Below are 26,066 nucleotides of genomic sequence, written 5' to 3' on the forward strand. Positions count from 1 at the left end.
TCACCAATCGTTTTGCATTCACACCATACTAATATGTAACATTGCCATGTATCTTAAACTACCATTAATTTGTTATCAACATTATACCGAATTGTTTATAAAATACATATAAAGCTACTACGCTACATAATTATAAAAAAGAGTTTGAACTGCTTCAAACTCTTTTTTTATATAAACGTATTTTCAATTAATTTTCTCTTTAACTCGTTATTCCACAAAATCACTCAATGTTTTTTAGTTGTTTTTCTAATGACCACTCAGTTGGTTTTTCGGCGTTGTTATGCCAAACCGCGCCTTTTTCCGACCATTTTTCTCTCTACGCAACAAACGTATAGCCTTGATCACAATCATCAAAACCACAGATTAAACATATATAATTCATATTAAATATCCTCACATGAAATAGCTGATTCAGTATTCAACTTTTTATATAGAACCCTCAAAGTTTACTTCCATTCATCCCCATTGAATTTAAAAGTATTTAAAAATGAAGTAAGCTGACTTTTAATACTAGGTATATATTCATAAGATTCATATATATAACAACTTAGCGTACTATCTCCTTCAAGCTCTTTAAATCTAACTGAAATTTTAAAAGATGCATCAATGTCCAAGTGACAAGTTAAAGATAACTCATTTGATTCTGATTTAAAATGTACTATTCCAGATCCCACTGTATATATTTTTTGGAGGTCTTTGTAAAAGTGATATATATCATTATTGTCAAAATAAAATGATGTCGTTTTCACTTTAAAACCAGTACAGCCTAGTTCGCATTCTCCTTTGAAATAAGCTCCACCAAAATAACTATCTCCTTCACTTGAAAATTCAGTTATAACAACCTTGATGATATTATCATCCCGCTCTCCTATATGAAAACATTCCATTATTTACACCTCCTACATATATCAGCTTAATAGCTTCGAAACTATCCTCTAGTATCTCCTTGCGCTAAAAAAACATTTAATTACCTCTTATTATTTTCATGTTGCATAAATATCGAAATTATTACTAGCAATCGTTAAAAGCGCACCATCATATTGAATAAATGCACACGCCGATGATGGAACCAATTCGATTTGTGGTACAAAACATTCTCCCATGAAACACTTCATCAATTTACTTTGATTTATTTTCTCTAGTTTAATACCAACACTATTTCCTAAACTGATAATAGCAAAAGTATTTTCTATACTTACACCATAAAAATACTTGATTATATATGATACTTCTGTCCTTGGTATAGAATCAAAAACAAAGAAAATGTTCCTTCTTCCCGAATCAAAAACTGTATAGGAAATGTTTTTAGACTCTATTTCTTCTTTTAAATTTTTTTCCTCAGATTTATCTACATGTACAATAAACTGATGAATCCTCTCTTGAACAAGTAAACTTAAATTATCAACATTGCGATTATAATCATCAAATAAATCTATTTCATAAATATCAGTTACATTACTAACACGATATATATTTGCATCTTCAATACGTTGAACCTTTTCGAATGTAAACTCCATAATACACCTTCTTTTCTCTCAAAGTTATATTTATCCCTATTCCATCCTACTATTCTCATTTAATAATATTAAGTTTATCTATTCCTATTTGTTTTTATTAACTACAAAATGAAATACTACACGAAAAGGAGTAGGCAATCGTTCTCTGAATCAAAACAAACCCTGCCTTTTATTCCGGCTTCTTTGACTTGATTCCTTACGAATTTCATTGCATCATAATTTCCCTCTAAACCTAATACCTCCGCTAAATCTTCAAAAAGGTTATACTCCTTTAAGCTAAAATCTAGTATAAACATACGAATTTCCCCGACCTGTAACATATAATTTAATTCATTACATTATACTGATTCCGTTTATTCTCCCTCTTCTAAAATCCCATATTGCTCCCAACAAAATATTCGTTCCCCTTTAACAGCATATATTGTTTGATCCCTTGAAAAAATATACTCAAATTGAATAGGATTTCCCTCGCTATCTACTGTTAACAGAGTTGCTAATTTTTTATTTACAAGTGAATATGCATATATTTGATTGTTATCTACACCAAAGATGATATTATTTTTCACTTTCAAATATAGTGACGTGTGATTCAATGTTGTTTCATAAAGGATAACTTGTTCACATCGTTCTTTATTAATCTGTGTGAATGTATATGTTCCTTGCTCATTATAGTAAGACATTAAAATATCACCTGTCTTTTGTATATTTATTGCTGTACAATCACAGACAGATTTCTTTATTGAATTATTGAATTCATTAGTAATTAAATTGCCATTCTTAGAGAAAATAGCTAATCCGCTCTTTTCAACTTTATTAATATCATATATATTTTCCCAATCTATCGAATCAAACTCTTCATCTGAAATAAACAATTCATCTACAGAAGTAAAGATCCCTTCTTCACTATACCCAACCAATAAACGTTCTTCTTCATCAACTTGAAAATATTTAATTCCAATTCCTAAGTAATATGAAGCAATGATGTTTCCTTTATTATCAAAAATTGTAGCTGTCGTATCTTCCTTTTTCTCAACGAAACCTTTAACTAAAATCCAATTTTCTCCCAAAGGTTGAATGAAGTTAAAGTATTGATTATTTTCTATAGTATATTGTTTCAAATCGCCAGATTTCAAAGAGTGTATAATTTTATAATAATAAGTGTCTGTAACCTTTTTCTCCAATACTAAAATTATAATATCTTGTTTATTTCCCTTTGTAATACAGAGAATTTCTCCTTCTATATATGAAAAATTCATCCACTTATTGAATACTAGTTTTTTCATAACTAACAGACCTCCAATGAATCAATAATAATCTAATTCCTATCACTCCTGGAAACCTTCTTTTTATTTATACTTTTACAATCGATCCAAACTGCTTCCCATCACTGCATGTTGCTGTTACAGACTTTATTTCTTTTCCACTCTCTACAACTTTAACACTTATACGGTTTCTAAAACTATCATATATGCAAGATTTACTTCTTCCATCTTGCAATGTCGCGTTTAAAACGTTAGTGCATTGGATCATAATCCATAAAAAAAGAAGAGCCTACGTCAGCTCTTCTTTTTAGAACGTTTCTATTATGAATTTAAATATTCAACTGAACATCCATTTTTCATAAATTCTCTTCTATATAATTTTTAGCTACTTCATTATTTGGTTCATCTTTTAATATTTCCTTCGCCCAATTCATGGCTGATTTCCCTTCAAAAACATCATCTGGAACATTAGCAAAAAACAATAAAAACTCCCTATACTTCATATTATTAGGATCTAATTCGATACACTTCTTTGCATGATAAAAAGCAGCTAGATACGCCCCCTCTAAATGACATAGTGGGTGACATAAAATATCTGATGCTAGTGAATGTAATTTAGCATCACTTCGACTCTCTAAATAACTAGTCAAGAAAGTGTATACAATAATATTTGGTTCATTAAAAGACCATTCCATTAATAAGTTTTCTAATTCCTCAATACTTATTTTATTTGCATGTGCTATCGCGTTTCCAATATCTCCTCGATAAATTTCATCTTTTAACAAATCATGCATTATTTCACCACCCATTCAATATATATCTTCTCTTCTTCACATAAGTAACCGTTATCTGTTTCCCTTTTACTTTCATTTATTTTTATTAATAATAAGACGAGGCGCTATTTTTTAAGTTTTTAGAAAGATATTTAAAACGATAAAAAAAAGCGTAGTAGTTACTACTACAACACTTTTAATACATTCGAATCTATTTCATACAAAATAAACACATTAATCATCTAAATAATACTGTGATGCACTTATAAATAGTTCTAATTTTATACTCCTACTGCTATTTATTCCATAATACGTTCTTCCCCATAACAAACAAATACTTGCTTTTCCGAGCGTAAAGATACTATATAATATTCATCTGTAAAATGCCCTACTATATAACCCATTTTCCCTGCTAGTTCAATTGTTTCTTTATTAAAATATACTCTTGTCCGATCAAATTTCATATATTTTATTATATTTTCTAACTCTTCTTCGCTTACTGCCTTCTCAGAGAAAAGGAACATAAGACTTCCCTCCATACATACAGGAGAAATCACATCGAAAATATTAGTTGTATTATCATACTGATTCGTTAAAATCGTGCTCTTTACAGTGGATTTTTTCCAGTTTAACTCTTTTAATTCTTTTTCCAAAATGTAATTTTGCACCTTTGTTAATTCTTCTTGAACCCCTTCACAATTCACTAAAATATATAAATGAAATTTCGATATCATTGTTTCCATAAATCGTTCCATGCCTGTATCAATATCAACTATATATCTATTAACCGATGATAATAAATTTAAATTTTTATCATTTTCAAAGTTATCATTTTCATCTAGCACAAGAAAATATTCATTTTTTTCAGTTGCAGGCTTGTGCATTTCAATATATATATCCATATTTTCTCCTTGAAAGTAATTAAACACTCTTTTTATTTATTCAGTACTTGCCCGTCTTCATCTTTTGGAAATCTCATTATAATGCCCTCTTATCTCTTATATATCATTAAACTCCTTATTTTTATGAGAGTAATGCTTTTTGTCTGTAAAACTAACAAATTCTATCCCCTCACAGAAACTAACATCACCATCTACAACATTACTTCCCCAAAAAGAAAAACGGTTTAAATGATCTAATGTTTGTATACAACTTATTGTCGGTATATCCCCACAATTGAAAAGGTGCAAAACTTCCAATGACTCTAAACATTGGATAACAGAAAAGTCTTCAATATTTTTGCATGCTTCCATTTCTAAATTAAGTAATTTTCTACTCCCATACTTTAAATGTTCTATCGTTTTTAATGTACGAAGATAATATAATTGTAGAGATTTTAAGTTTCTGAAATTTTCAATACCATTAATTGAGTCTATTCTAGATTGGGTAATCCTTATATCTTCTAAATTTCGTAAATGTTTCAATTCATTCAAATCTCTATTTTTAGGAATGTATTTCCATAAAGAAAGTGATTTTAAATTCGTTAGTTCCTCTAAGCCTGTCACCTTTTTATCGCAGTACATCACCAAGCTCTCTAAGTTTGTTAATTTATTTAACTCTAATTTAAAATTAGAGTCCATTACTGATATATCTTGAAGTTTATTCAAATTATATATACTAGATACATCTTTTAAAAACATGTTATCTAACATTAAATGGGTAATATTTTCACACTCACTTAAAAAGTTAATATCTTCTAGTTCATAGTATATATCCGATATTTGTACTCCAGAAATATTAAACATATTAATATATTCTATACATTCACCTAAGTTTTTTTGAGATACTAATACAGTTTCCCCATGTTCATCTTCTCTTACATAAAAACCATTTTTATATTTTAAGTTCATCAAATCTTCCTCAATCATCATTTTTATGCATTATATTTTTAAATAAAAAATTATTACTTGTACAAATGAGTAGGATCTCAGCTATTCCATTTTATATTAGCTTTCACTAGCAATATTTCAAATCCCTATTTTCACAATAAAAAAGACTATCTAAAATTCAATTTAAAATAGTCTTTCATTATATATTACCCTACAACTTGTGTTTCCCATCCATCATAACTATCACATGTTCCGCTATATGAAATCGCTAACTCTGCCATGTACTTTGTTTCTTCCCAAACATTTTCTTTTGCTGGTATACAATTTTTCCCCACTATAAATACAAAGTAAATTAACCCATCTTCTGAAATTTGTTCAGACGGTTCATAAATATCATAACCTTTTACATGTAGTACATCTGCAATTTTCTCTGCGATGTCTATAGTATCTAATAAAAAATAATGTTCTAGGTAATGTACTTTCGTTAAAGTAGAACCTGCCTGTTTCAAAGCCGCTAACATTTCTATATCCTGATTTTCTCGTTCCTGTCTTTCATGAACTGTTTCTAACATTATAAATCTCCCTTAAATTCCTTTATAGTGTGGATACATATTACTACTATCCTCAATGTTAATTATTACTCTACTTATTCTTCCTCTTCTATTTCTTTTTCCGTCGTCCTACCAATGGTTGTTCCATCTAGTGACAACATTTCATATACATTTTCTATTCTTCCTCTTCAAATAGCCCATAAGAATAGTAAGTGGTGAGTAGTTCACTGACGAGAAGATTCATAATCAAACATAATACATGATAGTATTATCAAAAATACTACACCACCATATTGTATTATAAGAGGAATACTATTTAAAACAGACGCTAATATGTCTGTAAATGTAATAATAAAAAGTAGTGTAAGTATCGTTAACATAAGTGCGGCTGAAAATAAGAAACCTTGTTTGATACATTTAAAAATCCAGCCGATTCCAATATATATTAAAATTATACGTACTGGATACTTTAAAAGTATCGAAAATAAATTATCTACACTATTAAAATTCATCATCATCATATTCATAAGTTGCTACAACTCCTTTATTTTGATTTAACACCGCAGATAGTGAAATATTTTGATTAATAATTAAGAAGCTATTTCAATAATAAAAAAAGAGATTGAATTACTTCAAATTCTTTTACATATAAGCGTAATTTCAATTGATTCTCTATAAAATAATACTTTCAATACTACAGAACAAACTTAAGTGCTCTGCATTAAAGTTTGTATGATTAGACATTCTTTACATAGATAAAAATATAAAAAACTCTCTCCTATTTGAAAAGTTATTCCTCCTGTAAGTCCCCCTTCGTTCCCATAATCCTCTCCAGTCAACATAGCCACATAGTTCATACTTTTCGAGCAACAAGGACACGTTACCTCTATAGAATCGTCTATGTATAGAGGCGCTCCAAGTATTCTACAAATATAATCTCTTCCCATAGCATCTAAAGCTTCGTCATATTCATCTTCATCACAGGGGACATCATAATTTTCCATCGTTATTAATTTCATATCATATTTCGGCAAAGGAACTGGTATCTTATCAATTAATTCATACTTCCAATCAAACATCTCACTTTGAGTAATGGTATGTATAGAGCGTTCCATTATATTTATTTTAAAATTTTGTATATGTTCATATAAGGAACAATTTAAACAAGTGATTAATGGCAACTCTCTTAACCCTTCTGTCTTAAGTTCCTCTAATCTAGAATCATTCAAATCAAAGGTAAATATTTGATGCGCTTGTTCATTACATTGTGGACATATAGGAACTTTCCAAGTTTCTCCACCAAAATAATGACCATATCCCTCTTCTCCGCGAATAACTCTAAACCCTAATTTATTCATACATTTACCTCCACCTTATAAATTATATAATAAGTATACTTTACATTTAATCCTCCATTACTATCCGCCTTGTATAACAATAATTATAAGGGGATACATCACATCGAGTGCGTTCCAAAGTGCACGACATGTCAGACTTTTATTAACGAGGAATGGATTGAAATGGATAATAAAAGTTTGAAAGAAAATGTATTGGTATTTAAGTCATTTGGGGATGGATTAAATTTTCTAACTGGTGGAATTGACATTGAAGATGCTTATCGTGTGGGATTTGACTTTATTGAGGTTGATATTGTTTCTAAAATAACAGGTCTTCCATCTAAAACAAGTATTTTTATTGATAAAGAGCATGTAGACTTTGTGTTTGTTGCAGAAACATATGATAAAAATATCCAAAATTAAAATAGTTTAATAGCAACAATGCTTACGAAAACAACCTTAAAAAAACACATTATATACGTGTCTACTAACGACATGATATGAACATGATTCAACAAAGCTCTTATGTTCACTTTTGTTCTAGTACATTTCATATGAGAAAAAATTATCACGATAACCAAAGAGGAGGTCTCCCAAAAGATATTTTAGGAGACCTTCTCTTATTAATAGATTGCTGTTAATTCAATTGAATTTTCGCTCTCTTAAATCACAAAATCCTCCGGAATAAACACCTTCACTTCTTTCGGCTGTACATATACAACATCACCCGCTTGAATGCTTAGCTGTCTAAACTGTTCTTTACTAATTTCTGCTTCTAAATACTCATCTGTTCCGTCTCGTTTTAATTCTACATATACGACAGGTCCAACTGCGTGAGAGTATGATACTTTTGCAGGAATTGCATCTACGCTTTGTTTCGTACGAGAGATGGATAAGTGATGCGGCCTTACGTAAGCTACTCCGTCTACGTTTGAAACGTGCTTATGCTCTGGTGCTTCTAGTTCCACTGATCCTACATTCAGCTTACCTTTATGGACGCGGCCGTGAAATAAATTTACATTTCCTAAAAAGTCGTAAACGAACGGACTTGCTGGGTTTTCATATACTTCTTCCGGTGTTCCCATTTGTTCAATGCGACCTTCATTCATTACAACGATGCGGTCTGCAACGTCTAGTGCTTCTTCTTGATCATGCGTTACGAATACGCTCGTAATTTGAAATTCGTCATGTAGTTTCCGAAGCCATCTTCGTAATTCTTTTCTCACTTTTGCATCAAGTGCACCGAACGGCTCATCGAGTAATAAAATTTTCGGTTCAACTGCAAGTGCCCGCGCTAGTGCGATACGCTGTCGTTGTCCGCCAGATAGTTGCGCTGGGTAACGTTTGGCGAAACCATCCATTTTTACTAGTTTCAATAGTTCTGTTACCTTTTCTTCTATCACTTCTGCTGACGGTCTTAAGCTTTTCTTTCTTACCTTTAAACCGAAAGCGACATTTTCAAATACATTCATATGTTTAAAGAGCGCATAATGCTGGAAGACGAAGCCGACTTGCCGATTTTTCACATGAATGCTTGTTAAGTCTTCCCCATCAAATGATATAGAGCCACCATCCGCTTCTTCTAATCCGGCAATAATTCGTAATAACGTCGTTTTCCCAGAACCTGACGGGCCTAATAAGGCGACAAGTTCGCCTTTTGGAATATCCAAATGAATGTCTGTTAGCGCCTGAAATGTACCATATTGTTTTGATACATTTTGAATTTGAATACTCACCATAATCCCCCCTTATTGTCGTTTTTCCATTCTCCATTCAATCCAGTTTTTTATAACGAGCGTAAACACCGCGATTAATGACATTAATGTTGCTACTGCGAACGCTGCGGAAAATTGATATTCATTGTACAAAATTTCAATATGAAGCGGCATCGTATTCGTAATGCCGCGCACGTGACCTGATACGACAGAAACTGCTCCAAACTCACCGATAGCACGGGCATTACATAGAATCATGCCGTATAAAAGACCCCATTTTATGTTTGGGAGCGTAACGCGCCAAAACATTTTCCAGCCACTTGCGCCAAGTGATAAAGCTGCTTCTTCTTCACTTTTCCCTTGGGCCTGCATAATCGGAATTAGTTCACGTGCAACGAACGGGAAAGTTACAAAGATTGTTGCGATAATAATGCCTGGAACAGAGAAAATGAGTTTCACTCCATGTTCGAGTAACCATTCGCCAAGAGCCCCCCGCGGTGTGAAAAGTAAAACGAACACTAATCCTGCAATAACTGGTGACACAGCAAACGGCAGTTCAATAAGAGAAAGTAATACTTGTTTTCCTTTAAACTGAAACTTTGTAATAAGCCACGCAGCCGCTACTCCGAATATCGTATTAAGCGGCACAACGATTAACGCAACGAGAAGCGTTAACCTGATTGCTGAAAATGCTTCTTGATCTGTGATAGCGGCAAGGTATACATCAAATCCTTTTTCAAAAGCTTTCAAAAAAATTGTTACGAGCGGGAGTAATAGAAAGAGAGATAAAAATAAAACTGTAATTGTAATTAATATACTCGGTACAAGTTTAGATTCTTTTGTAGCTGACACACTTTTTACTATCTTCTTTTCTAATAATGTTGGTTCCACTTTCTCTCCTCCTATTCACTTTTTAATTCATGCCTTCTACTCCAGCTTTGAATCATATTAATAAGAAGAAGGAAAAGAAGTGAAATAATAAGCATCACGGTCGCTACAGCTGTTGCTCCTGCATAATCATATTGTTCTAGTTTCGTCATAATCATAAGCGGTGCGATTTCTGTTTTCATCGGCATATTACCTGCGATGAAAACGACAGAACCGTATTCTCCTAATGCCCGCGCAAATGCGAGTGAAAAGCCAGCAAGTAAAGCCGGGAATATTTCTGGCAAAATGATTTTCACAAATATTTGAAAGCGTGACGCCCCTAAGCTAGAAGCCGCCTCTTCTACTTCTTTATCAATATTTTGAAGTACCGGTTGCACCATTCGAACGACAAACGGTAAACCGATAAAAGTCAGCGCAACGATTATTCCGAGCGGCGTAAAAGCTACTTTTATATGAAACAGACTAAATATTTTCCCAATCCATCCATTTTCCGCATAAAGCGTTGTAAGTGTAATACCAGCTACAGCTGTCGGAAGGGCAAACGGTAAATCAATGAGTCCATCTAATAATCGTTTCCCTGGAAATGTATAACGAACGAGTACCCAAGCAATTAATAAGCCAAAAATGGCATTTACAACTGCTGCTGCAAGTGAAGTCGTTAAACTCACTTGATAAGAATGCAGTACACGCTCGCTCGTTACAACCTCAGCAAACTTCTTCCAGCCTAGCTGCGAAGTTTGAATAAATACGATAGAAAGTGGTATAAGTACGAATAAACTCATATAGAGCATTGTAAATCCAAGAGATAATCCAAATCCCGGTAACACACGTTTTTTCTTCCTCATATTCCTTCACCTCATCACCCTTTAGCAGCGCGCATTATTTTTGATAAATTTTATCGAATACGCCTCCATCATTAAAATGTTTTTCTTGCGCTTTTTTCCATCCGCCAAATAGTTCATCAACTGTAAATAATTGAACTTTCGGAAATTGTGATGCGTACTTTTCTGCTACTTTTTCATTACGCGGACGATAAAAGTTTTTCGCCGCAATTTCCTGTCCTTTTTCTGAGTACAAATATTCAAGATACCCTTCTGCTACTTTTTCCGTTCCTTTTTTATCAACTACTTTATCTACAACAGCTACCGGTGGTTCTGCTAGTATACTAATTGAAGGTGTTACAATTTCAAATTTATCTTTTCCAAGTTCTTTTTGGGATAATAACGCTTCGTTTTCCCATGCGATTAATACGTCACCAATTCCTTTTTCAACAAATGTTGTCGTTGCTCCGCGTGCTCCTGAATCTAATACTTCTACGTTTTTATAAATTTGGCTAACAAACTCTTTCGCCTTATCTTCACTATTATTATATTTTTTCAGTGCGTATCCCCACGCCGCTAAATAGTTCCAACGTGCTCCTCCTGATGTTTTTGGGTTTGGTGTAATGACAGAAACACCTTTTTTCGTTAAATCATCCCAGTCTTTAATTCCTTTCGGGTTTCCTTTTCGAACAAGAAATACAATTGTTGATGTGTACGGAGTGGAATTATCCGCAAGTCGCTTCTGCCAATCTTCTGCCAACTGTTTTTTCTTACTAATTGCGTCAATATCATAAGCGAGTGCTAACGTTACAACATCCGCTTCTAAACCGTCAATAACAGAGCGCGCCTGACTTCCAGATCCGCCGTGTGATTGTTTTACATTTACTGTTTGGCCATGTTTCTCTTTCCAATACTTCGCAAAGTCCTTATTAAAATCTTGATATAACTCACGCGTTGGATCATATGAAACATTTAAAAGCTCAACTGTTTTTGTATCTCCACTTCCTTCAGAATTATTAGTGGACGTTGCCGAACCACACCCTGATAAAAGTACAACTGCTGATAATAAAACACCTGTACTTTTCATAAACGTTGTCTTACCCCACTTTTTCATCGTTAAGCCCCCTTAGTTTATACATATAGAAAAAGGCACACAATATATTCACAAACGTGAACATTGTGCGCCTTCAGTTTATCTGATTAGCTTCTAATGTATTCTATTCGATTTCTTTTCATTTTAATTCCGTAATTCACATGTGTCAACTTGGATTTTATTTTTTCTTCATAAATAAAAATCAGTGAGGATAGTCCCTCACCGATTAAAGTTCCACCTTATTTCTTCAACTTATCCGCCTTCGCAATAAATTGTGCAGCTTCCGCACGGCTTACTGATTTATCTGGAGCCCAACCATTATCTGTTCCAACTGAAATGTTTTCTTGGATTAAAATATTCGCATACTTCGCACCCCAATGATTTTTTAAATCAGCAAATTCTTTTGGTAGTTTCATATTTTCATTTCTTTCTAATTTGTATGCATTTACTAGCATAGAAGCCATTGATGCACGGTTAATTAACCCACTCGGATTAAAGTTACCCTTCTCATCACCTTTTACAATACCTGCTTTTTCAACTGCGGCAATATACGATGTAGCCCAATGATTTTGCGCATCACGGAATGACGGCTTCGCATCTTTATTAATTTCTAATCCTAAAACAGTAGCTAATATTTTTGCCGCTGAACCACGATCAATATTTTCAGCTGGAGCAAATGTACCATCTGGTTTACCATGTACTGCTTCTTTATCTACTAAATATTGAACTGACTCTTGTGCCCACGTTGGTACATCTGAGAACTTAGATTTCTTTTCAATCGCACTTGCATCAATTTCAAACTGTACTTGATATTTATGGTCATATTTAATTGCTGGAATTAATATATGCATTTGCATATTATATTTTTTCGAGAATTCACCAATTTCAAATTGAACAACTTTCGTACCGTTATTTGCTTTATCTTCGGAAATCACTTTTACATCATGGAATGTCCCTAATTTATTTGTATCTTCTACTTTAAGATACTGGAAATAGCTACTATCTTGAACTGTTAACGTAACGATTTTTTTATCACCTTGAATGGTTACTTTTGCATTTTTTAAATATGTAGAAGCAACTGATGTATCGTTCGTTTGATCTTTATAAGTCTTTAAAATAACGTCATATGTGCCATCTGCTAGTTTGCTATTTGCTTTCATTTCAACCGCTGCATCTGCTTTCGCAATCGGTGCCATAATACCACTAAATGGAACTACTAAAGTTGCTGCTATAACGAACGCATTAACATGTTTTTTCTTAATCATTATTAATATGACATCTCCTTTTATATGAATATATCCAACATAACTATCATATTGATAATGATTATCATTGTCAAATATAATTTGAAATACTATTTCCTACATAAGTACGCCTTCCGCTCGTTTTTAAAAAGTAAATAATGAGCCGTATGAACTTTCCTTTCTAAATAATCGATAGAATACGAGCTTGATGGATCAACTAAATCACCTATCGCACCGGAAAGATGATCAATTACTTGCTGCAAGATTTCTAAGTTCTTCTTCTCATTTTCAGCGTTCATTTCATCCATAATGTCACAAATAAGATATTGAACTCTCCGTAAGCGTAATTCCTTCTGCTCCACGTATATCTCCTCCCTTTTGGTCATATTACGGTTTAAATATATGGCATCATAGCTTAACCAATGCTAAAAAATACAAAGGCAACCACCTTGTTAAAGATGGTTGCCCCATTTTTATACTTGCAATGCCTTCTCTCTCAAAGCTCTTCTCAGCAACTTACCCGTCGTATTCTTCGGTAGCTCTGTTAAAAATTCTATGCTCATTGGTACTTTATATTTCGCTAAATGTAACGTGCAGTAATGCATTAGTTCTTCTTCTGTTACGTTCGTTTGTTTCAGAACGACGTAAGCTCGCACTGCTTCTCCTAAATTTTCATCGGGAACGCCAATTACAACAACTTCAGCTACCGAATCGTGAGTATATAATACTTCTTCTACTTCACGAGGATATACGTTATAACCGCCAACTAGGACGATATCTTTTTTACGATCAACGATATAGAAGTAACCTTCTTCATCCATTTTCGCTAAGTCACCCGTATACAGCCAACCCTCTTTTAGTGTTGCTGCTGTATCTTCTGGCGCATTATAGTAACCCTTCATAACGTTAGGTCCGCGAACAATTAATTCACCGACTGCACCGACTGGTACTTCTTCCCCAAGTTCATTCACAATTTTATTTTCTACATGCCAAATATTTGTTCCAATTGATCCTGGTTTACGAGGACGATCTAACGGATTGAAACAAGTAACTGGTGATGCTTCTGATAAACCGTATCCTTCTGAAACGATTACACCAAAACGTTTTTCAAAGTTTTGCAGAAGAGCAACAGGCATTGACGCACCACCTGAAATACAAAGACGCAGCGTCTTCACATCTTCTGCGCTCGCTTCTTCAAATAAATATAAGTAATTGTACATCGTCGGTACACCAGCAAAAATCGTTGGCTCATACGTACGACAAATACGGAATACTTCTTTCGGACTAAATTTCGGTAACATTAAAATCGTCGCCCCGTTCACAATCGGCGCATTTACCGCAACTGTTAAACAGAACACGTGAAACATTGGCAACGCCGCAACGACACGATCATCGGCAGTATATTGTAAATACGACGCCACATCGCTTGCATTACTATATAAGTTTTTATGTGTTAACATAGCGCCTTTTGGCTTTCCAGTTGTACCTGAAGTGTATAAAATAACAGCTACATCTTCTTCATCTAGTTCCGGGCCTTCGTGAGTTATATCTCCAGTCCCTACAAAATTAGTAAACGTTTTCATTTTTTCGGTTTCTGTATGGTTAAAATCTGATGAGGTTTCGCATATGATGATATTTTCAAGTGAAGGAAGTCTTGTTGTAAGAGATTGTATAACAGGTAGAAGGACGTCGAGTACGATGATTGTTTTTACATCTCCATTTTGTAAAATATAATGTATTTCGTCTGCTGTATAAATTGGATTAATCGGAATGACAGTTGCTCCGGCTTTCATCGTTCCGTATAAACCGACTAAAAAATGTGGTGAATTTCCAACAGCTAATGCGACATTGTCCCCTTTTCCAATGCCCATTTTTGCTAAATTGCTAGAAAACCTAGTGACCACTTTGTTTAATTGGTCATAAGAGACCGACTGATCCATAAATATATAAGCCGGTTTATCCCCCTTCTTTTTTGCCGTTTCAGCCAAAGATTGAACGAGATTCACACAAACCCCACCTTTATAAAATTTAGAATATTTAAAAATTCTAAATTAATTATATTAAAAGAAAATTAAAGTGGCAAGTGATATTCTATTAACTGCATATACACGGAGCATCTTCTGTTGAATTTATTTGGGAGGATAAGGGAATTCCACTTACCAGCAAATTATTAAACTAGCACGGAAATCATTTTAGGATAATATGCACTCATCTTCTCTCTAAGTTTTTCAACTTCCTCCCTATTTAAATCCATATGCTCCCCATACAAATTGAGAGCGTCCGCTCCATTTTCATGAATGTACACTGTAACATATAATGTCGGCAATCCTTTATTGTCCTCATCTATCGACAAGACGAAATCTGGCGTTTTACCAACGGTACTAAACGTTTCATTTCTTTTCCATTTCTTATTTTGAAACATAGTTTGTATATCATCTATCTTTCGCTTGTTATCTGTATGCGTATAATATATGACATTATCCTTCGCTGGCTTTCCAATAAGTAAAAGTGTACGACTTGAGGAAGTTTTATCGTTACAGGCTGTCATTCCGATGATTAGGCTGAGCAAGAATACAACGTACATTACTCTTTTCATTTCGATCCGCCTCCTTTTGAATATATATATTCCTTTATAAGGGGCGGATGCCCTGTGATTTTATGGTAAATGAAATTATATCGGCTTACCGACAAAACATGACAATCTACGCAAATAGAAAGAGGCTGCCCTTTATGACAGCCTCCCCCATTATTTTTAGAAGAATAAATGTAAGAAATCTTCTGTTGTAATATTACTGAAATAGCGTGCGATGTCTACGCCTTCTAAAGCTACAGTGAATGCATCTTTATCAAATTGCACGCCTGTTAGACGCTCTTCAATGTCATGAACATCTAGTGAACCGAAGAAGTCACCGTAAATTTTACATTCTGTTACTGTTCCTTTTTTCACTTCAAGACGAACGTCAACTTGTCCGACTGGGAAACGGTGTGAATGTTGTAAGTTGAACTTCGGAGATTTTCCGTAGTTCCAGTCCCAATTACGGTAACGCTCTTCAGAAAGTTTATGAATTTTTTTCCAATCCTCTTCTGTTAATTCGTACGTTGGAATTTCTGTTTCTCCTTCGAAAATTGTTTCTAGAAGAAGTTGTCTAAACTCTTCTGTCGTCATTTTTTCGTTTAGGAATTCTGTAATGTTCGCAACGCGGCTACGGATTGATTTAATTCCTTTTGATTGAATCTTATCCATTTTTACTTTTAACGCTGATACGACGTGATCGATTTCAGAATCAAATAGTAACGTACCGTGACTGAACATACGACCTTTCGTTGAGAACTGCGCGTTACCTGAAATTTTTCTGCCTTCAGCTAAAATGTCGTTACGACCACTTAGTTCTGCATTTACGCCTAATTTACCGAGTGCTTTCGTTACAGGCTCTGTGAATTTTTTGAAGTTGCTGAAACTATCTCCATCATCTTTCGTAATAAAGCTGAAGTTTAAGTTTCCTAAATCGTGATATACTGCGCCTCCGCCTGATAGACGACGAACAACATGAATACCTTTTTCTTTTACGTAATCTGCATTAATTTCTTCTACTGTGTTTTGGTTTTTACCAATGATAATGGAAGGTTCGTTAATGTAGAACAGTAAATATGTTTCGTTAATATCTAAATTCTTCACACAATATTCTTCAATCGCTAAGTTTATTCTAGGATCTGTAATCCCTTTATTATCAATAAATAACATCGTATCACCTCATGAATTCCATACGTAGCCACTATGCGCTAGCGTAATATGGACACTGAAAGTTTGTTTTGCTTCTGTTACTAAATCAGATGGGTTTCCTGTATGCGGTAAGTGCGTTAATAAAAGTTCTTTTACATTTGCATCTTTCGCAATACTTGCTACTTCTGTACTATTCATATGCCCTGCTTTTGCAGCCTCTTGATGTGCATACATATTACACTCACAAATGAAAAGATCAGCATCTTTCGTGAATGGAATAAATTCAGGAATATAACTGGAATCAGCGCTGTATACTACAGCATCATCGCCAGCTGTAATACGCATCGCAAAGCATGTAACAGGATGAACAGTTTTTAAGAACGAAATCGAGAACGGTCCAACTTGAAGTGTTTCTTCTGGGTTGTACGCGATTCCTTTCGTATGCGGTTCATGTGTTAAAGAATGGAATCCATTCTCATCAAACGTATGACCGTATATTGGTAATTCTGGTAGTTGCCCTTTTGTCGCACTCGTAATTAATCTCGCATATTGCAATACCCCAATATCTGCAACATGATCATGATGATAGTGTGACAGTACAACTGCATCTATATCAGATGGTGTTATATATTTTTGAAGCTGTGCTAGTACACCACTACCACAGTCTACAAGTAAACGAAAACCATCGTGTTCAAACAAATACCCCGACGTTGCTTCTCCCGCTTCTGGAAAGCCGCCCCAAAAGCCGACAACAGTCATTTTCATATGTATCCATCCTTTCTAAAACCGAGTAGGAATGCAGTTTTTCTCCGTACTTGAGAAAGTTTTTTACTTACATCCTACATTGTTAACTATAATCCATTTCCTAAACTTTTTCATTAATTTTCAATTTTGTTATAAAACAGTTGTTGACTTTTATTTTTTGTACTAATACAATGATAGTAAGAAATGGAAATGGAGGGATTGACATGATCGATCAACCAATGGAGTTTTTCAGAAATTTACCGACGAAAACTTGTGCACACTGCGGGAAAGAAATTGATGAGCAGCACGAAGCATACCATAACAAATGTGACGATTGCGTTCACGAAGAATAGTAGTTTGTGAACATAAAAAAACCTAGCAGACATAGTCTACTAGGCTAATAACATCGTATCCTTCTTCGTTGAACCTTTCACCAAGAGCTCCAGTTCAAACTCATACAATTCTTTTTTTCGATAATTTTTCGTATGAATTTTATCCATCATCAGGTCGACAACTTTTCGAGCCATTTCATCGATTGGCTGTTCAATTGTCGTAATACCTGGTTCTGTAATTTGTGATAAAATTTGATTATCAAAACCGATAACAGCGAGATCCTCTGGGATACTCCAATCATGGCGTTTCGCCTCTGAGATAATTCCAGCTGCAACCTCGTCGCCTCCTGCCAAAATCGCGGTAGGATTTTTTTTGTCCTTTAATACTTCATGGAATATTCGTTTTCCATCATCCCAAGAGAAAGCGTTTTCAAGAAAATCGATCGCTTCCACTTCTCTACTCTTTTCAGTAATAGCGCGTAAAAAGCCCATTTTTCGCTGTTGGCTAACTACTTTGGTTTCGTTACCACGGCAAAAAATAAGATTACGATATCCTTGTTCTAATACGTGATTGGCAGCTATGTATGCACCTTGCGCATGATCAAATTTCACTGTTGGGACATTTGCTTCTTCAATATATTCATTACATAACACGATTGGACCGTGTTGTAAGTATGGCTCTACATCTTCCCACGGATTTTCTAGTGAACATAGAATAATCCCATCTACTTGTTTCGTAGATAATAATTGTAAATACTCCATCTCTTTTTCTGGTAAATACCTTGTTTGACAAATAATCAGTTTATATTTATGTTCAGAAGCAGCAATCTCGATTGCTTCAATAAATCGACTGAAGAAAGGATTTGTAATCCTTGGAACAAGCACCGCAATTGTTTCCGTTTTTTGTTTACGAAGCCTTCTCGCCGCAGAATTAGGAACGAAGCCTAAATGCTTCATCGCTAATTGAACCCTTTTTTTCTTCTCATCTGAAACATATGGATGATTATTAATCACCCTAGAAACCGTTGTCCTTGATAACCCCGCTAATTTCGCCACGTCCTCGATAGTCGACACGAAATTTTCCCCCTTTGCATGAAAACGTTTTCTTATCCTGATTATATAGTATATTATTGGAAACTGCAATATAGGTTCTTATGATTTTACTATATTAATATTATACATAGGGAAAAGTCTGTTAATGGCAGGAAATTACACACTACTTTTAGAATTTCACAATAAGAATATTTATAAAATAAAGGATGATATTTCATGAATCGGACGGATCGTTTATTAGCTATATTAATTGAATTACAAAGAAAACAAACTGTCACAGCACAAAGCTTAGCTGAAAAATTTGAGACAAGTATACGCACTATTTATCGAGATATGGACGCACTCAGCGAATCCGGCGTTCCCATTTTTTCAATGCCTGGTCACGGCTATTCATTAATGGATGGTTATTTCTTACCACCCATTCAGCTTACGCCAGAAGAGGCCGTTACTCTTTTATTGGGCGGTGATTATATTGAGAAAGCTTTCACCTCTTCTTTTTCTGTACATGCGCAATCAGCAAAAGAGAAACTTGAGATAGTCCTCCCTACTGATCAACAAAAGAAAATTGAGGGCTTGCGAGGAACTTTCCGTTTCCTTTCTCCTATATTTTCAAACCAGCAAGCCGAGCAAGAAAAACTAGAGAGCCAACTTTTCTTGTTACAAGAAGCTATTCAAAGAGAGCAATCTATCTCTTTTTCATATCGTAAACCGAGAGAAACTACAAAAATAAAACGTACCGTTCATCCTTACGGTTTAGTCAACATTTCAGGAATTTGGTATATCGTTGCTCATTGTTTACTGCGAAAACAAATACGTAATTTTCGCTTAGACCGTATGGATACATTACAGCAAGAACAAGAATTTTTTACAAAACCGAAGGACTTTTCTTTACAAGACTATCAACCTGAAAACAATCGTACTGTTACAATCCATTTATTATTCCCAGCCCACATTGCGCATAAAATTATTGAATCACGATACTTTTTTATAGATTCATACGAGCATAAAGATAATGGTTTTCACATCTTTTTGAAATCAAGAAGCATAGACGAAGTATTTCAATGGGTATTAAGCTGGGGAAGCCAAGTGCAAGTACTAGAGCCAAAAATTCTTTCTGAGAAAATCCGTGATGAAGCAAAAAAAATGTTACATCTTTAATTTTTTTATTTCACTACTGACATAATGTTGTCAGCAGCCCTCCTTTATAGTAGGTATTAACAAATACATTTTCATAAAAAGGAGTTAGCAAGATGAAGAAATTCGAGGAGTTAGCAAAGTATTACATAGAGGAGTTAGAAAAATACTCTATAGAACAATTTAGGATGAAGCCTTCTAGTGAGGAATGGTCCCTCGGTCAAATGTATAATCATTTAGTTGCCTCCACATACATGCAATTAAATGCAATCGCGAAATGTAAAACTGAAACACCCTCAGTAACTAACAAAAAAACCGATATGGGTGAAAAAGTATATATACTGGGGGCTTTCCCGGACATACAAATCAAAGTGCCAGGTCATCCAGGATATACACCTGAAAATCCAACTAACAAAGAAGAAGTGCAGAAACAATTTCTAGAATTAATTACAATTGTAAAAAATACCGAAGCAACACTTACTTCTATTTCAAATAATTGTAAAGTCGAACACCCTGGGCTTGGTTACTTAAATGCAACAGAATGGTTCCAGCTTATTTCTATGCATTTTTCACATCATCTTCGTCAGAAAGATCGGCTGGAACTTAAGGTTCGCTCAGTGTAGACATTGCCACTAAAAAGAGACTGCCAATATTGGCGGTCTCTTCACTAAAATGTTCACTGACTATACGATTACTCATAAAATCCCGTATTCCAGCATGCTATTAATGGAAGACTTCTCTTTTTTATTCAATATAAAACCCCATCAATACGTCATCTCCATACAATCCATCTTCATATTTAATTTGCTTTCTCTGTCTTCCTTCTTCTACAAATCCCATACGTTTATACACCTTAATCGCCCTATCATTAATAGAAACTACGCCTAAGCAAATTTTCTCTAAACCTTTCTGCCTTTTAGCCCAACTAATAAGAAATTCAATTAGCTTCGTACCAATGCCTTGATTACAGTACGCCTCCCTAATCCCCATTCCCATTGTGCCTGCATGTCGTAAGCGTTCTAGTTCATATCGATTGAAAAGTAAAAAGCCAACCACCTTACTATCTACTTCATAAGCTATATAAAGATTACCTTTTTCATTGCTTTTCCGTATCTTTTCTCTTTCTGCATCAATGTCATTTGGTAATTTATTTGGAGATACTATAAAAAATTTTGTAGTAGTCTCCGATAATATAATTTCTTTTCTAATATCCATAATTGATTCCGCATCGACCTCTTTTGCTAATCGTATCACTGAATCACCTCGTACCTTTTCTTAAAAAATAAGACTGGAGCCATTAAACCCAAACTCTCAATATGCAACATTACATATTGAGAATCTTTTCACTTTTGATACAATATTTATACATCTAAATAAAAGGAATGAATACAATGAATCCAATTTTAACAGCTGCAAAACAACTATTACATAATGAAGAAAAAATTTTATCCACTTTAAAATGTTCACTTACTGACTATATAAATACGCATAAAGTCCCCTACCCAGGCATGCTACTGGCTACTAATAGAAGACTTCTCTTTTTTAGCCAATATAAAAATACATTAATCGCCGAATTTGAGTATAAAAAAATTGTATCTATAGAAACGAAGAGAAGAATCTTTGACAAAAAAATAATATTTTACTATGAAGATGAATATATAACGCTTGGATACATTACAAGTTCAAATGTTGAAGAGTTCATAGACTTACTACAAAGAAACTGCACAACTAGCACGGACTCATAATCAGTGGGGATCCCACTGATTCATTATTTTAACTCCTCCCACTTCGTCCAAGCTTCCCTCCCATTTATATGGTACATATTATCCTCACGATCCATAAATCCATGCACTATGAATTCTCGTCTAATCGTACAAAAGTCCTCGTGATATTGTTTTATGAATGTATTAATTTCTTTTTCCGTATACTGATTCTCTGCATGTAACTTGCTAACTAAATGCTCTAACAATACTAGTTTTTTCTTCTTTTGACCTGGAATCGATTTTAAGCGGTCCTCTTTATCGAAAAAGTTACGAATGGTTGTATCCCGGAATTTCATTTCGTTTTCAGTCATTTTTTTATCCTCCATCAGTTTTTCTATAATAAAATTTCACTTTTTTCTTTATCGTTTTTCTTTATTCTTTCGCTTACAACATCAATAATGTAATATCCACTAATTAACACATAGTAGAATAAAAGTATTCCCAGTGTATCTTTCATACTTGTATATTCTTCTTTATGAAACAAGATAGGTGAAAGGGCGAAAACAAGAAAGAAAATTAGCGGATATAAGATAAAATAATAAGTTAGATTTCCTTTCATCATATCAACTCCTCTATTTTATGTTTCTCTGTAAATTGTTGTAATTCCTTTTCTTTCGTTTCTAGAGCTTTGGAAAACATTTGTATACGAACGACAGAAAAGATGCTCTGCACTAAAATAAAAAAAGCACCAAAAAGGTGCTTTTTTCTAAGCTTCAATCGATTGATTGTCAGCAATATTTTTAAATTGTCGTTTGTGCATCAAAGTTAAGGAAGCGATTGTTCCAATTGATAATACAACAATAAAGATCATGAGCATTCCAATGTTTTGCCACATAAAGTTAAAATCACCGCTTGATACGACTGCTTTAAATCCTGATACAGAGTATGTCATCGGTAGCCAAGCATTAAATGGTTGTAAAAACTTCGGAATCAATTCTAGCGGGAATGTTCCAGCGCTTGTTGTAAGCTGAATAATTAATGTTATGATGGCGATGAAACGCCCTGCATCACCAAATGCTGTTACTAAACATTGAATTAATGAAATAAACGCTAAACTCGTAACAATACTAAAGAGTATGAAGTATGGAATACTTTGTACTTCTACACCTAACCAGAACAGTAATATGACATCTGCTACTATTGCTTGAATAATACCGACTGATAGTAAAACGCCGAACTTACTAATAAACCAGCTGAATCCTGATTTCGGAACGCCAACTGTATCGCGTAATGGGTATACGATAGATAATAGTAATGCCCCAACGAATAAACCGAGTGATAAGAAATATGGTGTGAATCCTGTTCCGTAGTTTGGAACTTCCGCCATTTTCTCCGTCTTCACTTTTACAGGGTTTGCAAACATATCATACGTTTTATCCGTTCCTTTTACTTCACCTGTTTTTTCTGCTCCTTCACCAAGTTTCTCAGCCAGTTCACCTGAACCATCATTTACTTTTACGAGTCCATCTGTCACTTTTCCGGATCCGTCTGTTAGTTTATTTACTCCGTCGATTAGCTGGGTTGAGCCAGTGGACATTTTATTTAGCCCACCATCTAGAGTACCTAAGCCAGTTGTTACTTGCCCTGATCCATCTGCTAATTGATTTACGCCACCTATCATTTGGTTTGTTCCTACTGATAATGTACCTAAACCGCCTGTCACTTTGCTTGAACCATCTACTAACTGATTTACACCACCTGCCATTTGATTTGCTCCTGCAAATAATGTGTCTAAGCCACCTGTTACTTTACCCGAGCCATCTGCTAATTGATTTATCGCATCAATTAATTGACCGGATTCGTTTTTAAATTTAAATGCTCCGTCTTTAGCAGCATTTAACTTCTTACCAAATCCTTGAAAATTTTCAACAAATCCTTTTTGTCCACTGGCTAATTTCTCAATACCATCCGTTAAAGATTGCAATCCCGCTGTATCCGGTAGTTTGTTTTGCGCATCACCTGTTGTTTGATTTATTCCAGCTTTTAATTGTTTTACTTCTTCATTTAATTTATTTGTTCCACCTGCTACTCCAATGGCTTTCTGCTGAACTGTCGCTGTACTTTTTGCCGCATTTGCTATATATGGTTGTAGCTGCTCTTGATATTCTTTTGGTAAACTCTCGATTTGCTTTTGCAAATTAGCTACATCTTGCGCTGCAGTTTTTGCATCTCCTGCTGTTGATTGAGTGAATTCATTTAACTGACTTACATTTTCTCCAGCTCCATCTATTTTCTCATTTAACGTATTTAATATAGTAGGAACTTTCGACTGCATTTCCCCTAAATTTTTCACTGTACTATTTAACTCTTGCAAACCCTTTTCAATGTTTTGAGAATATCCTTCTAATTCACTTTGTCCGCCAGCAAGTTTTTCCATACCGGTTGATAATTCATTCGTTCCTGTTTTTAATTCACCTGTTTTACTTACTAATGTATTTAAACCTACTGTTACTTTCTGAGATCCATCTTGTAATTTCCCTATACCTGTCTGCATCTCACCTGTTTTACTATTTAACGTATTTAAACCTGCTGTTACTTTCTCGGATCCATCTTGTAATCTACCTATACCCGTTTGTATTTCGCCTGTTTTACTATTTAATGTATTTAAACCATCTGTTACTTTTCCGGACCCATCTAATAATTTACTAGATCCATCTGCTAATTTCTGAACTCCATCTTTCATTTCTCCAGACTTCCCTTGAAGTGTATGGAGTCCATCCGTCACTTTACTTGATCCATCATGCAACTCACTAGCTCCATCATGTAACTTATTTGCTCCATCCGCTCCATCTGCTAATCCTTTTGAGACATCTTTAATGGAATCAAACATTTTTTCTGCATATGTTTTCGTTAACGTGCTTGATACTTCACTTTTAATTTTTTCAATGGCTGTTCCGCCAATTTGTGAAGATAAGAAGTTCAAACTTTCATTTGGAATATATTCTAAGTTCAATGGTTTCGGATTGTCTTTTAATAACGTTGTAGCGTTACTTGAGAAGTCATCTGGAATACGTACTAACATGTAATACTTTCTGCCTTCCATTCCCTCTTTCGCTTCTTTTTCACTTACAAATTCCCATTTAAAACTTTTATTATCTTTTAAGTTATCAACGAGCCCTTTTCCGACCTCAATTGGTTTCCCATCAAGTTCTGCACCTTTATCTAAATTGACTACTGCAACTGGTAAGTCATCTAGCTGTTCATACGGATCCCAAAAAGCCCATAAAAACATACCCGCATATAAAATCGGTACAAATAAAACCGCAATGATTGGGATTAATATTTTTTTACTTTTTATAATCTCTGCAAATTCTTTGCTAAGCAACTTATGCCATTTCATAATTTATCCCCCTTTTTAAAAATGACCAAAATCAATATTCGGTCATTTTTATGCAAACAAAAAGGCTATATTCTGTTCATACATATGCCTCATCCCCAAATTTATACTATGCAACTTTTCCTCATTATGAAATTTCTTTCTCTATTCCCCCCTCAATTAAACTTATGACCATTTTGTTCAATCAGTCATTTTTTATAATAATAAAAGGATTATCTTAGTTTGACAATCCTTTTAATAAATAAAGTTCAAATAATTCTGCGATTTTTTCTTTTTCTAGCGGTTCATGATTTTTTTCCCAATCAAAAATAAGCGATACGTATAGGCGTAGCATAATAAATGCTGTAATTTCTGGATCACATTTGCTAATTTCACCTTTTTCAATTGCAATCTCTAAATAAGATTGAATGACAGAAACAATTTCCACATCTACTTGTTGCATCACTTCTTGTACTTCTTTCGTTCCCATATCGCGCTCTTCTTGAATTAATTTAATCATGAGCTGATGTTCTTTTCTAAATTCTAAGATGCTATATAATGCTCTATGTACATTTTCAAAAAATGAAATATCTGAACGAATTGCATCTTTTGCAACTTGCCTCATTTCTGTAATTAAATTAGAAATAATTTCGCCAAATAGTTCTTCTTTATTTTTGAAAAAAGTATAAATTGTTCCTTTTCCTACATTCGCTAACTTCGCAACTTGATCCATCGTCGTCGCCTTATAACCGAATGCTGAAAAAGACTTTGTTGCAGCTTCAATAATAGAACGTTTTCGATCTATCGCCACATCATCACCTCCAAAAATGACCAATTGGATAATATAGTCAATCAGTACATACTTGATATTACCACACGCTTACATTGTATACAAGTTCTCTTTTTTATTATTTCCAGTATAAAAAATTCCAGTCAAGTTATATAACACTGTCCATAGTGTATCAAAAAGTAT

At 34.2% G+C, this 26,066-nt stretch carries 29 protein-coding genes and 1 pseudogene; 5 read left to right on the plus strand and 25 right to left on the minus strand.

Annotated elements, in window-relative coordinates:
* Positions 1–446: 446 nt before the first annotated feature.
* The 9 genes from ACP6L7_RS22430 to ACP6L7_RS22470 all read right to left on the minus strand — a co-directional run bounded on the left by ACP6L7_RS22430 (position 447) and on the right by ACP6L7_RS22470 (position 7,290).
* Positions 447–887 carry a WapI family immunity protein gene (locus ACP6L7_RS22430; RefSeq protein ID WP_097829972.1) on the minus strand — a complete coding sequence of 147 codons (441 nt, stop codon included), beginning with the start codon at positions 885–887 and terminating at the stop codon, positions 447–449.
* A 96-nt stretch (positions 888–983) separates the two neighbouring features.
* Entirely contained in the window at positions 984–1,517 is a 534-nt protein-coding gene (locus ACP6L7_RS22435; RefSeq protein WP_097829971.1) for a hypothetical protein, read from the minus strand.
* A 353-nt stretch (positions 1,518–1,870) separates the two neighbouring features.
* Positions 1,871–2,800, minus strand: coding sequence for a hypothetical protein (locus tag ACP6L7_RS22440; protein WP_097829969.1), 930 nt, complete (start codon positions 2,798–2,800; stop codon positions 1,871–1,873).
* A 67-nt stretch (positions 2,801–2,867) separates the two neighbouring features.
* On the minus strand, positions 2,868–3,047 hold the full coding sequence (locus tag ACP6L7_RS22445; RefSeq protein ID WP_097829968.1) for a Wall associated protein: 180 nt from the start codon (positions 3,045–3,047) through the stop codon (positions 2,868–2,870).
* An 88-nt stretch (positions 3,048–3,135) separates the two neighbouring features.
* Positions 3,136–3,573 carry a hypothetical protein gene (locus ACP6L7_RS22450; RefSeq protein ID WP_430529447.1) on the minus strand — a complete coding sequence of 146 codons (438 nt, stop codon included), beginning with the start codon at positions 3,571–3,573 and terminating at the stop codon, positions 3,136–3,138.
* Between the two features lie 278 nt (positions 3,574–3,851).
* A complete protein-coding gene (locus ACP6L7_RS22455) occupies positions 3,852–4,454 on the minus strand; it encodes a hypothetical protein (protein WP_097829966.1) in 603 nt (200 codons plus the stop codon).
* Positions 4,455–4,550: 96 nt separating this feature from the next.
* Positions 4,551–5,402 carry a leucine-rich repeat domain-containing protein gene (locus ACP6L7_RS22460; protein ID WP_097829965.1) on the minus strand — a complete coding sequence of 284 codons (852 nt, stop codon included), beginning with the start codon at positions 5,400–5,402 and terminating at the stop codon, positions 4,551–4,553.
* Between the two features lie 185 nt (positions 5,403–5,587).
* Positions 5,588–5,953 carry a ribonuclease E inhibitor RraB gene (locus tag ACP6L7_RS22465; protein ID WP_097829964.1) on the minus strand — a complete coding sequence of 122 codons (366 nt, stop codon included), beginning with the start codon at positions 5,951–5,953 and terminating at the stop codon, positions 5,588–5,590.
* A gap of 686 nt (positions 5,954–6,639) precedes the next feature.
* Complete coding sequence (locus ACP6L7_RS22470) at positions 6,640–7,290, minus strand: hypothetical protein (protein ID WP_097829963.1); 651 nt, start codon at positions 7,288–7,290, stop codon at positions 6,640–6,642.
* Between the two features lie 78 nt (positions 7,291–7,368).
* Here ACP6L7_RS22470 and ACP6L7_RS22475 point away from each other — a divergent pair.
* Positions 7,369–7,692 (plus strand): annotated as a pseudogene (locus tag ACP6L7_RS22475) (hypothetical protein); the annotation flags it as partial.
* A gap of 239 nt (positions 7,693–7,931) precedes the next feature.
* Here the strand turns inward: ACP6L7_RS22475 and ACP6L7_RS22480 are convergent.
* The 10 genes from ACP6L7_RS22480 to ACP6L7_RS22525 form a co-directional block, all read right to left on the minus strand.
* Entirely contained in the window at positions 7,932–9,005 is a 1,074-nt protein-coding gene (locus ACP6L7_RS22480; RefSeq protein WP_097829962.1) for a sulfate/molybdate ABC transporter ATP-binding protein, read from the minus strand.
* A 12-nt stretch (positions 9,006–9,017) separates the two neighbouring features.
* On the minus strand, positions 9,018–9,875 hold the full coding sequence (gene cysW, locus ACP6L7_RS22485; RefSeq protein ID WP_097829961.1) for a sulfate ABC transporter permease subunit CysW: 858 nt from the start codon (positions 9,873–9,875) through the stop codon (positions 9,018–9,020).
* Between the two features lie 11 nt (positions 9,876–9,886).
* Entirely contained in the window at positions 9,887–10,717 is an 831-nt protein-coding gene (gene cysT, locus ACP6L7_RS22490) for a sulfate ABC transporter permease subunit CysT (protein WP_097829960.1), read from the minus strand.
* A gap of 34 nt (positions 10,718–10,751) precedes the next feature.
* Complete coding sequence (locus ACP6L7_RS22495; protein WP_430529448.1) at positions 10,752–11,807, minus strand: sulfate ABC transporter substrate-binding protein; 1,056 nt, start codon at positions 11,805–11,807, stop codon at positions 10,752–10,754.
* 218 nt (positions 11,808–12,025) lie between these two features.
* Complete coding sequence (locus ACP6L7_RS22500) at positions 12,026–13,051, minus strand: S-layer homology domain-containing protein (protein ID WP_097829958.1); 1,026 nt, start codon at positions 13,049–13,051, stop codon at positions 12,026–12,028.
* Between the two features lie 89 nt (positions 13,052–13,140).
* The gene (locus tag ACP6L7_RS22505) at positions 13,141–13,392 is read right to left on the minus strand and encodes a hypothetical protein (protein ID WP_088095455.1); all 252 of its coding nucleotides are present in this window, start codon (positions 13,390–13,392) and stop codon (positions 13,141–13,143) included.
* Positions 13,393–13,503: 111 nt separating this feature from the next.
* Positions 13,504–15,036 (minus strand): fatty acid--CoA ligase family protein, encoded by a 1,533-nt coding sequence (locus ACP6L7_RS22510; RefSeq protein WP_097829957.1) that lies wholly within the window; start codon positions 15,034–15,036, stop codon positions 13,504–13,506.
* 164 nt (positions 15,037–15,200) lie between these two features.
* The gene (locus ACP6L7_RS22515) at positions 15,201–15,626 is read right to left on the minus strand and encodes a hypothetical protein (RefSeq protein ID WP_097829956.1); all 426 of its coding nucleotides are present in this window, start codon (positions 15,624–15,626) and stop codon (positions 15,201–15,203) included.
* Positions 15,627–15,782: 156 nt separating this feature from the next.
* Complete coding sequence (lplA, locus tag ACP6L7_RS22520) at positions 15,783–16,772, minus strand: lipoate--protein ligase (RefSeq protein ID WP_097829955.1); 990 nt, start codon at positions 16,770–16,772, stop codon at positions 15,783–15,785.
* A 9-nt stretch (positions 16,773–16,781) separates the two neighbouring features.
* Positions 16,782–17,516 (minus strand): MBL fold metallo-hydrolase, encoded by a 735-nt coding sequence (locus ACP6L7_RS22525; protein ID WP_430529449.1) that lies wholly within the window; start codon positions 17,514–17,516, stop codon positions 16,782–16,784.
* 203 nt (positions 17,517–17,719) lie between these two features.
* Here ACP6L7_RS22525 and yhfH point away from each other — a divergent pair, with 203 nt between their 5' ends.
* Positions 17,720–17,848: a protein YhfH gene (gene yhfH / locus ACP6L7_RS22530; RefSeq protein ID WP_000567010.1), complete on the plus strand. Its 129-nt coding sequence runs from the start codon at positions 17,720–17,722 to the stop codon at positions 17,846–17,848.
* A gap of 39 nt (positions 17,849–17,887) precedes the next feature.
* On the opposite strand, the gene ACP6L7_RS22535 is transcribed toward yhfH, so the two are convergent.
* Complete coding sequence (locus ACP6L7_RS22535) at positions 17,888–18,901, minus strand: LacI family DNA-binding transcriptional regulator (RefSeq protein WP_097829953.1); 1,014 nt, start codon at positions 18,899–18,901, stop codon at positions 17,888–17,890.
* A gap of 195 nt (positions 18,902–19,096) precedes the next feature.
* On the opposite strand from ACP6L7_RS22535, the gene ACP6L7_RS22540 reads away from it, so the two are divergent.
* Both ACP6L7_RS22540 and ACP6L7_RS22545 read left to right on the plus strand, forming a co-directional pair.
* Positions 19,097–20,038 carry a helix-turn-helix transcriptional regulator gene (locus ACP6L7_RS22540; protein WP_098361661.1) on the plus strand — a complete coding sequence of 314 codons (942 nt, stop codon included), beginning with the start codon at positions 19,097–19,099 and terminating at the stop codon, positions 20,036–20,038.
* A 92-nt stretch (positions 20,039–20,130) separates the two neighbouring features.
* Positions 20,131–20,637 (plus strand): DinB family protein, encoded by a 507-nt coding sequence (locus ACP6L7_RS22545; protein WP_097829951.1) that lies wholly within the window; start codon positions 20,131–20,133, stop codon positions 20,635–20,637.
* Positions 20,638–20,758: 121 nt separating this feature from the next.
* Here the strand turns inward: ACP6L7_RS22545 and ACP6L7_RS22550 are convergent, their stop codons facing one another.
* Positions 20,759–21,268: a GNAT family N-acetyltransferase gene (locus ACP6L7_RS22550; protein WP_097829950.1), complete on the minus strand. Its 510-nt coding sequence runs from the start codon at positions 21,266–21,268 to the stop codon at positions 20,759–20,761.
* Positions 21,269–21,405: 137 nt separating this feature from the next.
* On the opposite strand from ACP6L7_RS22550, the gene ACP6L7_RS22555 reads away from it, so the two are divergent.
* Positions 21,406–21,759, plus strand: a complete 354-nt coding sequence (locus ACP6L7_RS22555; protein WP_097829949.1) for a PH domain-containing protein — start codon at positions 21,406–21,408, stop codon at positions 21,757–21,759.
* A gap of 23 nt (positions 21,760–21,782) precedes the next feature.
* Here the strand turns inward: ACP6L7_RS22555 and ACP6L7_RS22560 are convergent, their stop codons facing one another.
* From ACP6L7_RS22560 to ACP6L7_RS22575, 4 genes are all read right to left on the minus strand, one after another.
* Complete coding sequence (locus tag ACP6L7_RS22560; RefSeq protein ID WP_141533305.1) at positions 21,783–22,088, minus strand: DUF2087 domain-containing protein; 306 nt, start codon at positions 22,086–22,088, stop codon at positions 21,783–21,785.
* Between the two features lie 23 nt (positions 22,089–22,111).
* Positions 22,112–22,339 (minus strand): hypothetical protein, encoded by a 228-nt coding sequence (locus ACP6L7_RS22565; RefSeq protein ID WP_097829947.1) that lies wholly within the window; start codon positions 22,337–22,339, stop codon positions 22,112–22,114.
* A gap of 144 nt (positions 22,340–22,483) precedes the next feature.
* Positions 22,484–25,117 carry a YhgE/Pip domain-containing protein gene (locus ACP6L7_RS22570; RefSeq protein WP_097829946.1) on the minus strand — a complete coding sequence of 878 codons (2,634 nt, stop codon included), beginning with the start codon at positions 25,115–25,117 and terminating at the stop codon, positions 22,484–22,486.
* A gap of 214 nt (positions 25,118–25,331) precedes the next feature.
* Entirely contained in the window at positions 25,332–25,904 is a 573-nt protein-coding gene (locus ACP6L7_RS22575; protein ID WP_097829945.1) for a TetR/AcrR family transcriptional regulator, read from the minus strand.
* Positions 25,905–26,066 lie beyond the last annotated feature (162 nt).

Source organism: Bacillus silvicola (assembly GCF_050524305.1).
Lineage (GTDB): Bacteria > Bacillota > Bacilli > Bacillales > Bacillaceae_G > Bacillus_A > Bacillus_A cereus_AT.